Consider the following 12,803-nt stretch of genomic DNA (forward strand, 5'->3'; position numbering starts at 1 on the left):
GACGCTAAGCGGTAGTTAGAAGTTCATCGTGAATTTAGTGTAAATGTAGCGGCCCATAGGATTATGTACTGAAATAACATAGCCGTAGAGATCCGTATCACCGTCACCGATAGCAAATGGTGGCTCTTCATCAAATACGTTGTTCACGCCTAGTGTCAGCTTGAACATTTCATTGAAGCGATAAGTACCAGACATGTCGACCAATAATTGAGAGTCGATCATACGAGACTTATTACTTTCAAAATCAAGTACACCATCGAAATTGATATCTGGGGTATCTTCAAATTCACCGATGTAACTCAAATTAATATTGGCGGCAAAATTATCCATAGTCCAGTTAGTGGTGAGTAACCAGCGATGTTGAGGGAACTTATACTCACCCGTGTAATCCAGACCGTCTTTCTCAAAATTATGTAAGTAGCTGTACTCTAAGCCAAACTTCAAATCCCCATAGCTATCTAACTCAAAACCATAATGACTAGAGACATCCATCCCTTGTACATCTTGAGAGCTTAAGTTGATAAAGCTTGAATGGATAATACTGATCGGACCTAAAGTTTGACCTAGCTGTGGCGCTAAGCGCTCGCACACAGTGCTATTTTGATCGTTACAATTTGCAGTATAGATATCGCCTAATGGCTGTTTATCAATTTTGTTGTCTTGCGTGATGCTAAAGATATCAAAACCCACATCAAACGTCTGACTCGGCGCCCAGATCATACCGACGTTCCAAGTTTCGGATTCTTCAGCATCCAGCTCAGAGTTACCTTCAAATTCAGTGTTGTAATCTAAGGCTTCACAGTCAACATTATCGGCAGCGCAACGGTAAGTATCGACAAAGAAACTACTTTCGCGAGATGGACCAAGACCTATCTGCGCTAACGAGGGTGCACGGAAGCCCGTAGACCAAGACGCGCGCGCCGTTAGCTCGTCAGTCACTCCCCATTGAAAGGCGACTTTAGGGTTAGTCGTTGAACCAAAATCGCTGTAATGATCATACCGACCAGCGAGTTGCAACTCGAAGTTATCCGTGACTGGAATAGATAATTCCATATAAGCGGCATATTGCTCACGGGATGCCGCAGCAGAGACAGCTTCAGTACCAAAAATCAATCCACGTTGGAATTGCTCATCGGGCACATCACTGACATCTTCTTCGCGATATTCAGCTCCCGCCGCCATCATGATGTCGCGACCGGCCAAGGTAAATGCTTGACCAGATATGTTAGCCGCATAAGATGTCATGTTTGACAAACCTTGGCGTACTAAACTGGTGGTAATAGCGTCAATGACCTCTTGTGAGTTCATCGTGCCGCCGAAAGGATTGTAACGACCCGCATCAATTTCACGTTGCAAATAATCTGTTCTTACCCAGCCTTGGCTGCGATCACCCGTTTGAGTCGACTCACTGCGACCTTTTTGAACAGAAGCTTCCCAATTCCACTCTTTTACTACACCGCGTAAACCAGCAACTAAACGTAAACTATCGGATTCAATATCCCAACGTCGCGCCCCTGCATCAACGGTACGGAAGCGACCAATTTCAATATCTTTCCCCCAAGGATTATTCGGGTGAGATCCAGGTACAGTTAAACCAGCATCCTCGTCAAGTGGTGTCGGTGCTCCACCTGCGATTGAAGTATTGTGCTGCGCCGCTAACTCTAAAAATGCTGTTAAATCATCATTAAAATGATAGTCAAATTGGCCAATAGCCCCTACGCGCTCCGCAGCCGGCGCAACAAAATTGTATGAGCCGTATTCAAATAAACAACTTCCACTCGCGGTTGCACTATCAGCAGGACAAGCAGGGTCGATAGTTTTAACACCATCAACATAGAAATACCCAGGAAAACCACGGGAAGAACGAAAATCTTCACCACCATAAGGTGATTGATTTGAAACACCAAAACGTCCTAAATCAGTCGCAGCTAAAGTATCATTTTTGAAATAGTCGAGGATAACGGAAGCACTGCCCTTATCGGACTTCATCCCCCACACCATATTCGCTGTAGTTTCATCGTAGCCAGTGCCTGAAGCATCACCGTAGCCAAGATTGACCTCAATGCCTTCAATATCTTTTTTCAGAACAATGTTAACCACACCCGCGATCGCATCAGAACCATAAATAGCCGATGCACCGTCCTTCAGTATGTCGATACGTTCAATAGCTGATACCGGAATATTATTGATATCAACAAAGGAATTAGTGATACCTTCGGCAAAAGCACTCGCCGCAACACGACGACCGTTAATTAACACTAAGGTCGCGTCTGGGCCTAAACCACGTAGGCTGATAGATGCGCCGCCGTTGGCGGTTGAATCTTGACTGTTTCCTCGGGTAGAAAACGCGCCAGCACCATTGGCAGGCATGCGTTCAAGTAATTGCTGCAGGTTATCAAATCCCATATTGGCAATATCGTCTTTACTGATCGATTGAATAGGGGAAGGGCCTTCAATATCGGTACGTTTAATACGGGAACCCGTTACTTCAATACGTTCAACTTTTTCTGCACCTTTATCGGCAGCATGGGCCACTGTTGGCGCACATGCCATAGCAATTGCGATTGCACAAGCACTGGGTAGAATCTGAGGTCTGTTCATACATTTCCCTTGTTTTATTTATCTCATTAAAATTATTTTAACAATAAGAAAACCCTAAATTAACAATACACAAGGTAATGAGTTACAAACCAAAGTCAATGGCAGAGAAATAAAAGTTAAACTTTTGTTACATTTGAGGCAGTGTATTTTCCTCATACGAGAATCAAAGAAGGTCTAAGCACTAAAAATTCAACCTACAAGACAAGTCGCAGTATTTGAATATCAGAATTTAAGGAAGAAAGATGGAAGACAAGATTATTTATCAAGCAGAGTTTGAAACCCATTTAGGTTGGTATTGGTTGCTTTCAGGCGCCGCCTATTTCAGCCTAAGCATAATAGGTATTCCCTTGTTATTACTTTGGTTTCCAATCGGGCTCTGGGGGACTCGCCGCTATATTCGCAATATGAGTGCGCAGCTCACCAGCAATAAACTTATTGTCAGGAGGGGCATATTAACTCGTACTGAAAACACAGTGCCTTTGGACAAAATTACCGATATGGCATTGATCCAAGGCCCAATTATGCGCCTATTTGGTCTGCATAAACTCACGGTAGAAACCGCAGGGCAATCGGGCGCAGGCGCATTGATAAGCTTAGTCGGCATAGTCGATGCGCCTCGATTTAGAGCCCGCGTATTAGAACAAAAAGAACGGCTTACCCAACCCTTGCACCCAACAATCCCATCGGCACAGCCAGATAATACGCTGTTACAAATCGTAGTCGAAATGGCTGCAAGCTTAAAACGCATTGAAACTTTACTCAGCCAAAAATTAAACAGATAAATTGAATAAAACGACTTTTAGTTCAATCACTTTACCTTTAATGTTGAGCCACTCACTTAGCGTTAGCGCAGCTTTTACATGAGCGCAGCCTTCGCATGAGGGCTTATTCGATTCCCCAGATTAATTTTCAACAGGCATTTTTAATAACGACATGACAGAACCTTCAGTAACTTCTCCTTCATCCCCTTGGATGACACACCTAACTCTCGGCATTAAAGCCATGGGCCCAGGTGTACTTATGGCCGCCGCGGCGATTGGCGCATCCCATTTAGTCGCCTCGACTCGGGCGGGCGCCGAATTTGGTTGGCAACTGGCTTGGGTTATTCTTGGGGTGAATTTACTTAAGTATCCCTTCTTTGCAGCTGGCGCACGCTACACAGCTGCCACAGGGGAGAGTCTACTGCACGGCTACCAAAAACAGGGCCGAGGTTACTTACTGCTGTTTACTGGGCTCAATGTGATCGCCGCCATTGCCAGTACAGCAGGGGTGTGCATGTTAACCGCCGCTATGTTGACCCAATTTATTCCGCTCCCCATCGATTGGTTAGCCCTACTGGTATTGCTGAGTTCTTTGGCTTTACTGATTTTAGGCCATTATCAACTGCTTGATAGACTCACTAAGATCATCATGTTCGCCCTAACCTTAACCACCTTAATTGCCGTGGCCTTAGCTTGGGATCACGCTCAACCATTAGCGAGCAATTTTGCCTCTCCTTCACCTTGGCAATGGGCCCATGTGGGATTTCTGGTCGCCATGATGGGTTGGATGCCAGCCCCGATTGAAGTCAGCGCTTGGAATTCTCTCTGGTTGCTCGAAAAACAAAAAAGCCAGACAGTGACGAAAGCGCAGGCGCTGCTCGACTTTAACTTAGGCTATATCATCACTGCGATCCTCGCGATCGTGTTTTTGTCCTTGGGCGCTTTAGTGATGCATGGCAGTGGCGAACACTTTTCAGATTCCGGCGCGCAGTTTGCTAATCAATTGATTAATCTTTACAGCCAAGTGATGGGCGGCGAGAGTCGTTATCTTATTGGTATTGTCGCTTTTCTGTGTATTTTCAGCACAACAGTAACAGTGATCGATGGCTATAGCCGTACCTTAGATATGGGCTGGCAGTTACTCACCTCAAAGACCAGTTCAGACAAACGTCTCACAGGGATCATGCTCGCCATCAGTGCCTTTGGCTTATTGCTGATCCTCTTCTTTAAAGGTGCACTCTTACCGTTACTCGAGTTTGTGATGATCTTGGCCTTTATGACCACAGTCATTTTTGCTTGGTTAAATTACCGCTTAATGACCAGCAAACAGCTCCCCGAGGCCGATAGATACGGCACTAAGATGAAACTCCTCTCTTGGTTTGGCCTGATTTATCTACTGATTTTCGCGGCACTGTTTATCTATTGGTACAACATCATTAAAGGTTAATTGCCCAGAATGTTTATGCCGGAGCAATAAATGGCCTTAACTAACTGCCATTAAATTCCCGCTGAATTCTGCAATTAAGGTGGTTTGGGTATATAATGCGGGCTCTTAAACCAGATAGCGCAGCCGCGCCAAGAGATGACCATGATTAATAATGATATTTTGCGCCGTTTGCGCTTCGTGTTTGATTTTAGCAATGCAAAAATGATTAAAATTTTTGCTAAAGCTGGAAGAGAAGTGCCTGTCGAAGAGATGATTGATCTTCTACGTAAAGAAGAGGAAGAAGGTTATAAAGCTTGTAACGACACGACCTTATGTCAGTTTTTAGATGGTCTTATCATAGAGAAGCGCGGTCTACGTGAAGGTGCAGAAATTCCAGCACCCGTTTCACGTTTAAACAACAACCTCATCTTTAAAAAACTGAGAGTTGCCCTCGAAATGCGTGAAGAAGACATAGTAGCAGCTTTGGCTTTAGCCGAAGTGCAAATGTCAAAATCAGAGCTAAGCGCCCTGTTCCGCAATCCAGACCACAAGAATTTTAAAGAGTGTGGCGATCAAATACTGCGTAACTTTATCCGCGGCTTATCACTTAAGTATCGCGGCGTATAACGCTAAACTTATGACATAAAACGCAGCTTAGGCTGCGTTTTTTTATATCCGTTTTTATCTACACCTGAGCTTGTTTGGATATAAACAAGACCTTAACAATTCCATCTCAACAGCCTCAGAAATCCTGTTTAAAACAGCTGACTTTTTTACTGCTGCAAAAAAAACCACAAATACCTCGTTCCACGGACAACAAAGATCACATTTCATGATAACCTTACGTGACTTACAGCACGTATTGACCACTTAAACAATAACTCAAAAGGTTACCCATGGACGATAATAAACGCCCCCTCTATCTTCCGTTTGCAGGACCTGCCATTCTTGAAGCCCCACTGATTAACAAGGGCAGTGCATTTTCTGAAGAAGAGCGTATTTTCTTTAACCTCGAAGGCTTAGTCCCCTATGCCATTGAAACGATTGAGGAGCAGGCTTCTCGCGCCTACGATCAATTTAGAAGTTTCAATAACGACTTAGACAAGCACATTTACCTACGTAATATCCAAGATACAAACGAGACCTTATTTTATCGTTTAGTGCAAAATAACATCAGCGAGATGATGCCCATCATCTATACGCCGACAGTAGGTTTAGCTTGTGAACGTTTCTCGAAAAACTATCGCCGCAACCGTGGTTTGTTTATCTCCTATCCGAACAAAGATAGGATCGATGACATCCTCAATAACTCGACTCGTCAAAAAGTTAAAATTATCGTAGTCACTGATGGTGAACGTATTTTAGGCCTTGGCGATCAAGGTATTGGCGGCATGGGGATCCCTATCGGTAAGCTGTCACTCTACACTAGCTGTGGCGGTATCAGTCCAGCTTATACCCTGCCTATTACCTTAGACGTAGGCACAGATAATCCGCAGTTGTTAGAAGATCCTATGTATATGGGTTGGCGCCATCCTCGCATCGGTGGCGAAGAATATGCCGAGTTTATCGAAGCCTTTATGCAAGCCGTCCACGTGCGTTGGCCGGATACTTTGATCCAGTTCGAAGACTTTGCCCAAAAGAATGCCATGCCGATCCTAGAGCGTTATAAGGATCGCTATTGCTGCTTTAACGATGATATTCAAGGTACTGCTGCGGTTGCCGTTGGTTGCTTGCTCGCCGCGTGTAAGGCTGCGGGCACTGAATTGAATCAACAACGTATCGCCTTCCTCGGTGCTGGTAGTGCCGGTTGCGGTATTGCCGAAGCTATCGTTGCACAAATGGTGTCTGAAGGGATCAGCGACGAGCAAGCTCGTACTCAAGTGTGTATGGTTGACCGTTGGGGCTTATTGCTCGACAACATGCCTAACCTGTTGCCATTCCAGCAAAAATTGGCGCAAAAATGCACCAACATCCAAAATTGGAGCAATTTCAGCGACAATATTTCACTGCTCGATGTGGTTAACAACGCCAAGCCGACAGTGCTGATTGGGGTATCTGGCGTTCCAGGTCTCTTCACCGAAGAAATCATCCGTGCTATGCACAGTCATTGTGCTCGGCCGATTATTTTCCCTATGTCGAACCCCACCAGCCGCGTAGAAGCGACACCGAAGGACATTTTGCATTGGACCTCAGGTCAAGCACTCGTCGCTACTGGCAGCCCGTTCGAGCCAGTCGTTGTCGATGGTGAAACCTATGAAATTGCCCAGTGCAACAACAGCTTTATCTTCCCAGGTATTGGCTTAGGCGTATTAGCTTCGGGCGCACGTCATGTATCCGATGCCATGTTGATGGCTTCAAGTCGCGCACTTGCCGAATGTTCGCCACTGGCAATCGATGGTACAGGTCCACTACTGCCTAAACTCGAAGATATCCATGCGGTGAGTAAGCATATTGCTTTCGCCGTAGGTAAAGTCGCAGTTGAACAAGGGTTAACGCTGCCAATGAGCGATGAGATCTTACAGCAGTCGATTGAAGGCAATTTCTGGAGTCCAGAATATCGCCGCTACAAACGCACTTCGTTCTAAGCATAGCGTTGCCGCGACCCAAGTCGCAGTAAAGCAGCTTAGTTGAGCGTTTGTGCTAGCCAGCAAAAAGCCCGTTACTTTGCAGTAACGGGCTTTTTAATTTTCTGACTCTGTGCTGATTTCAATAAAAACTAAGGCGCCATCACCTGTTTAAAGCTATTGAGCAAAGCACGATCGGTACGCGCTTTCTTCAACTTACGTAGGCTTTCTTTGAGCGATTCATCGGCTAAGCGCGTAAAAATACCGTTATATTCTTGCTCTTGGATTGCACTATCGGTATCGGCTTGCTCAGAAATTTCTTGGGCGACACGACTCAATTGCAACCAAGCATTCGCGATATAGAAACCGTGGAATGCGGCTTGTTCCATTAGATTACGTGCACTTGCAGGTAAAGATGCCCAAGCTTGGCTAAATTTACCTTCCCTGTCTTCCAACAGTTCGGCACACAAACCTTGGTACGCTGCGAATAAGTCGCCCGGTAATTTAGCCATTGGTAACACTTTATTCGCAACATTGTAAGAAATCTGCTCGGCAGTTTCGCGGTAAACAGCTGATAATTCGCTCATAAAAATCTCGATTCGCATCCCAAAAATAGACTTAAAACTGGCCACTCACATATAAACCATAAACGCCGTTACCCGCAATCGGCGTAACTGTAATCCCCTCATAGGGTTGAGTAAAATACCAACCCGCCAGCGCTCCAATCGCCGCGCCAGCTAACACATCCTCGAGGTAATGCTGGTCGCTCGCCACTCGGGTATAGCCCACATAAGATGCGGCAACATAGGCAGGTAAACCATATTGCCAACCATAGCGCTGCTGAATAAACGTCGCCGCCATAAAGCTGTCTGAGGTATGACCCGATGGAAACGAATCATCGCCACTATCGTCTGGCCTGTCTTTACTCACACCATACTTAAGACCTTCAACAATTAACCGACTCGACACCGCTGCCTGAATTAACTGCCAACTACCGTCATAACCCTCTTCATAAAACAAGGTCGCGCCCATCGCAGTAGCGGGTAATAATAAATGTAATACATCGCCAGAGGTTTCTAAATCTGAGCCTGCCCAGCTAGTGCCACTCATCATGAATAATGCAGCACAGAGTAATTTCTTCAAGGGTGATTCCTTTGTGGGATAATAACCAAGGCGGAGTTTATACCTTGATCATTAACCGAATGCAAAATTGCTATACATCTATATTAAAAATGAGCAAACAAGTTATGCTAAGCTAATAATTAGCTATTGATTTTAATTCGAACAGGAATCTTTTTTGCTACATCAACTTAGGTATTTATCATTCTCCTTATTGCTGCTTCTACTGCCGCTCAGCAACGCTATGGCAGAAGAAAAGACTCAGGTTGATAAAATATTTGCAAGATTTGAAAGCGGCGTCCCTATGACCCGTGAAGAAATCGAAAGCAATCTAGTGTTATTAAGCAAACTAATTTCGACTGACGATGTCACCCGTCATGAAAAGCTGCAACTGCTTAAATGCTGGGATCAGAATACAGAAAACGACACCGCTATTGCACTGGCACTTAAAAATACTAACCAAGCACTGAGCAATATTCCGCCAACCGCCTCCCCCCATTTCATTACCGACCTCACGCTCTGCCGCTCTTGGTTTCTGCAATTAAGTGGTGACATGGATGGCGCGATGGAAGGCTATAATCTCAGTGTTAAACGTGCCTATGAGCATGAAGACCTAAAGCTAATCGCCGACTCGCGCAGCATTCGCGGCGCACTTTACTCTTATATTGGCGATTTTTCTGCGGCATTAGACGATCTCGTCACTGCGCAAGATCTCTATGAATCACTCAATTTAAGCGGTTGGGCTAACATTAACCTTGCCGATGTTGCTACCAGTTTTAGACGTTATGGCGATCCCCAAAGTGCAATCCGCTATTACACCAAACTCAAAGCTCTCTATCTAAAAAACAATAACCAAGAACAGGCAATGTATGTCAACTCGGACATTGGCCTTGCCTTAGATGAACTCGGTGAACATCAACAGGCCGTAGATAATTTCTTAGTAAGTTATCAATACTTCAAGGAACATCAGCAGGAAAAAGTGGCAGCAACTATGGCAACGAATATTGCCTACAGCTTAATCAAACTCAATCGTCTGACCGAAGCCGAAAAGTATTTAATCGAAGCCGATACTGTTATTAATGAAAAAGATCTGACCGATTACAGCTTCATGAAGCTTTTTATGGCCGATATAAAGTTTCAACAAGCTCGCTATAAAGAGGCGCTTACCGAACTTGAGCAAGGGGAAAAAGCCTTTCGCACTCTGCAGAATAATCGGGGACTCACTCAACTGCTGCAGCTTAAAAGTAACATATATGTGGCTATGAATGATTTATCTGCTGCCTACGGAGCGCTGCAAGAATTTGTTACCCTAACAAAAAAAGTCGATGGTAATTCTCTCTCCCATCATACGACAGAATTAAAGGTCAAGTTTGATACCAGTCGGATTGAATCTGAAAATCAACGCTTGATTGAAAACCAAAACCTTAAAGAACAAGAGCTCGCGCTACTTGAAAAGAACAAATCACTGCAACACATTATCCTATTACTAGCGGGCTTTATCCTGACGATAGTTTCTATATTCGCTTATAAACAAGTACATAGAAATCGCCAACTGCAAGTTATTGCCCTCACGGATTATCTTACCAAACTCCCTAATCGTCGGCATATTTATGCCCAAGCCGCGAAATATTTTCAGCAAGCCTTAAAACATCAAAGCCCTTTTTCAGTGATTATTTTTGATGCGGATCACTTCAAAAAAATCAACGATAACTTCGGCCATGAATTAGGCGATCGCGCCCTTATGACCATTGCAAATGCAGGCCGAGCCTTATCGGGTAATAAAGACCTCGTTGGCCGCATCGGTGGTGAAGAGTTTTTAATCCTATTGCCTAACACTGATGCCACAGGTGCGTTAGCGCTGGCGCATCAATTGCAGAACCATATTAGCCGCCTTAGCGCACAGAATTTACCAGCAGAACTCAAATTGACCGTTAGTGCTGGTGTCGCCACTTTAGAACCACAAAATAATACGGAAGATGCATATCAAGATAAAGATTTTGCCACCCTGCTAAAGCGGGCCGATAATGCTCTTTATGAAGCTAAAAATGCGGGCAGAAATTGTGTGAAATCAGCCAAGAATGAGGCTTTAAGAGAGGATTAAACGGCCTTATGCCAAAACACTTGATGTTGTAATGGCGGTGGCAAAGTGCCAAACCATGTCTGATACAAACGACTAAATTCACCTGAGTCTTTCATTTTCTCAAGCTCTGTTTGCCAACTGATAACGGTTGCCGCCGATGTCCCTTTAGAAAAAGCTAAATAGAGATTAATCTCCGATACTACAAACACTTGGCGGATATCTGTCTCACTCGCACCCACTTCTTCGAGTATCTGCTTTACCGCAAGATCCGCCTGGCACCAAAAACGAATTCGAGAAAACAGCAACTGTTTCGCCGATTGCTGCGGAAAACTCGCCACCAGCAAATTATCCACGCCCGCTTGTTGTAGCAACTGCGCACCCGCCGATTCCCGATAAACCCCCACAATATCTGTCGATTGAAGTTCAGCAAGTTGATCGAGAGCGACGGGATCTGCCGCCCTTGCGTACAATGCAATTTTACTGGTCGCAATAGGACCGATAAAATCAAACTGCTCAGCTCGCTCATCATTAATTGACGTAGCAAAAAGTAAAACGTTCGCTGAGGTATTGGCAATCGAATACGCCCGAGCCCAAGGTAACACATCGATTTTTTCACTCTGACCCAGTCTTGATTGCAAGGTATTGACTAAGTCCACCGCAAAACCTTGCGGCACACCATTTTGCTCGTAACTCATGGGAGGCCAAGCTTCGGTCACCAATTTCAACTTGTCAGGCGCCGCAAAAACAAGATTAGGCATCAGGCCTAATAAGCTCATCGCAAGAAAACACGCCCTAAGGGGAAACGCACTCAGCATACGAATACCAAACGATAAACATTAGACCTAATCATAGACTCAATCCCAACAGCAAATAAACAAATACCCCAAAGAAAATATCGCCTCATGCCCCCTTCTGAGTAAACTCGTCCTCAATAAGTGAAAACTGCTATCATATTGCCACCTAGCCAAGAGCCTCGCTGCAATCAATTCATGTCAACTTTAGCCAATCAAACCCCAAGCCAATCCTATGCCAGCATGCTGTCGCGGCTCGCTCTGCAAATTAAAACGTGGGGAAAAGCACTCGGATTTGCGCAGGTTGGCATTTGCGATACGGATTTAACCGCTGAAGAAGCCAAACTCCAAGCATGGCTAGACAAAGGTTTTCATGGCGAAATGGCCTATATGGCCACCCATGGCATGATGCGCGCTCGCCCGCAAGAACTGCATCCGGGCACAGTGCGGGTGATCTCCGTACGGATGGACTATTTGCCACCCGAAGCTGGCTTTGCAACGAATCTCACCGATCCCAACTTAGGTTATATTTCCCGTTATGCCGGAGGTCGCGACTATCACAAGTTGATCCGCGCTCGACTTAAAAAGCTCGGAGATCAAATCAGTGCAGAGTTAGTTTCTCTCGGTTTCGATGCCGCTGACTTTCGCCCCTTTGTTGACTCAGCCCCTGTACTTGAGCGCCCCTTAGCCGAAAAAGCCGGCATAGGCTGGACAGGTAAACACTCACTCATACTCAACCATGAGGCTGGCAGTTGGTTCTTTTTAGGTGAGCTACTGATCAATTTGCCTCTACCTGTGGATATTCCCATTCAAGAAGGCTGTAACACTTGTGTCGCCTGCATTACCTCCTGCCCAACGGGTGCAATCGTAGAACCTTATGTAGTCGATGGCAGACGCTGTATTTCCTATCTCACCATTGAACTGCAGGGCGCTATTCCCGAAGAATTTAGGCCACTCATGGGCAATCGCATCTATGGCTGCGATGATTGCCAACTCGCGTGTCCCATCAATCGCCAAGCGCCGCTGACTGAAGAAACTGACTTTCATATTCGTCCGCAGTTAAAGCAACCTGACCTTCTCAGCCTTTTTGCTTGGAGCGAGGCCGAGTTTCTTAAACAAACTGAAGGCAGCGCCATTCGTCGCATTGGACATAAACGTTGGCTACGTAATATTGCAGTAGCACTGGGTAACGCTCCCGCAAGCCCAAGCATTGTTGCCGCACTTAACGCCCGCAATCACAGCGAAGATATCGATGAGATAGTGCGTGAGCATATTGAATGGGCGCTTAATGCCCAGCAATCGCGCCTTGCTGAAAGCACCGCAACTGAACAACAAAAAGCCCGCCGCAAAACCGAGCGTATGGTGCGCATTATCGAAAAAGGCTTACCGCGAGATGCTTAAGTCAGTCGGCAATAAATAAAAGACAACGGATGCATAAGCATCCGCTGTTGCTAACTCAAT

Annotated in this window: 10 protein-coding genes; 6 read left to right on the plus strand and 4 right to left on the minus strand. The window is 45.4% G+C overall.

Annotation, left to right across the window (positions count from 1 at the left end; genetic code table 11):
- Positions 1–15 precede the first annotated feature (15 nt).
- Positions 16–2,601, minus strand: coding sequence for a TonB-dependent receptor (locus L5M18_RS11250; RefSeq protein ID WP_263196968.1), 2,586 nt, complete (start codon positions 2,599–2,601; stop codon positions 16–18).
- Between the two features lie 242 nt (positions 2,602–2,843).
- Here L5M18_RS11250 and L5M18_RS11255 point away from each other — a divergent pair, with 242 nt between their 5' ends.
- The 4 genes from L5M18_RS11255 (at position 2,844) to L5M18_RS11270 (ending at position 7,373) form a co-directional block, all read left to right on the plus strand.
- On the plus strand, positions 2,844–3,383 hold the full coding sequence (locus L5M18_RS11255) for a PH domain-containing protein (protein WP_263196969.1): 540 nt from the start codon (positions 2,844–2,846) through the stop codon (positions 3,381–3,383).
- A 151-nt stretch (positions 3,384–3,534) separates the two neighbouring features.
- Positions 3,535–4,809 carry an Nramp family divalent metal transporter gene (locus L5M18_RS11260; RefSeq protein WP_263196970.1) on the plus strand — a complete coding sequence of 425 codons (1,275 nt, stop codon included), beginning with the start codon at positions 3,535–3,537 and terminating at the stop codon, positions 4,807–4,809.
- A gap of 141 nt (positions 4,810–4,950) precedes the next feature.
- Positions 4,951–5,415 (plus strand): DUF1456 family protein, encoded by a 465-nt coding sequence (locus tag L5M18_RS11265; protein ID WP_168824742.1) that lies wholly within the window; start codon positions 4,951–4,953, stop codon positions 5,413–5,415.
- Between the two features lie 269 nt (positions 5,416–5,684).
- On the plus strand, positions 5,685–7,373 hold the full coding sequence (locus L5M18_RS11270; protein WP_105250164.1) for an NAD-dependent malic enzyme: 1,689 nt from the start codon (positions 5,685–5,687) through the stop codon (positions 7,371–7,373).
- A 131-nt stretch (positions 7,374–7,504) separates the two neighbouring features.
- Here the strand turns inward: L5M18_RS11270 and L5M18_RS11275 are convergent, their stop codons facing one another.
- Both L5M18_RS11275 and L5M18_RS11280 read right to left on the minus strand, forming a co-directional pair.
- A complete protein-coding gene (locus L5M18_RS11275) occupies positions 7,505–7,939 on the minus strand; it encodes a DUF3069 domain-containing protein (RefSeq protein WP_113939255.1) in 435 nt (144 codons plus the stop codon).
- A gap of 31 nt (positions 7,940–7,970) precedes the next feature.
- Positions 7,971–8,495: a phosphatase PAP2 family protein gene (locus tag L5M18_RS11280; protein ID WP_113939058.1), complete on the minus strand. Its 525-nt coding sequence runs from the start codon at positions 8,493–8,495 to the stop codon at positions 7,971–7,973.
- Between the two features lie 220 nt (positions 8,496–8,715).
- Here L5M18_RS11280 and L5M18_RS11285 point away from each other — a divergent pair, with 220 nt between their 5' ends.
- A complete protein-coding gene (locus L5M18_RS11285; protein ID WP_411569271.1) occupies positions 8,716–10,572 on the plus strand; it encodes a diguanylate cyclase in 1,857 nt (618 codons plus the stop codon).
- On the opposite strand, the gene L5M18_RS11290 is transcribed toward L5M18_RS11285, so the two are convergent.
- On the minus strand, positions 10,569–11,366 hold the full coding sequence (locus L5M18_RS11290) for a substrate-binding periplasmic protein (protein ID WP_263196975.1): 798 nt from the start codon (positions 11,364–11,366) through the stop codon (positions 10,569–10,571). The genes L5M18_RS11285 and L5M18_RS11290 overlap by 4 nt on opposite strands.
- A gap of 174 nt (positions 11,367–11,540) precedes the next feature.
- Between L5M18_RS11290 and queG the strand changes: the two genes are divergently transcribed.
- Positions 11,541–12,743, plus strand: a complete 1,203-nt coding sequence (gene queG / locus L5M18_RS11295; RefSeq protein ID WP_263196977.1) for a tRNA epoxyqueuosine(34) reductase QueG — start codon at positions 11,541–11,543, stop codon at positions 12,741–12,743.
- The last annotated feature ends 60 nt before the right edge of the window (positions 12,744–12,803 follow it).

It is taken from the genome of Shewanella sp. SM20 (genome assembly GCF_025654545.1).
GTDB classification, from domain to species: domain Bacteria; phylum Pseudomonadota; class Gammaproteobacteria; order Enterobacterales; family Shewanellaceae; genus Shewanella; species Shewanella oncorhynchi.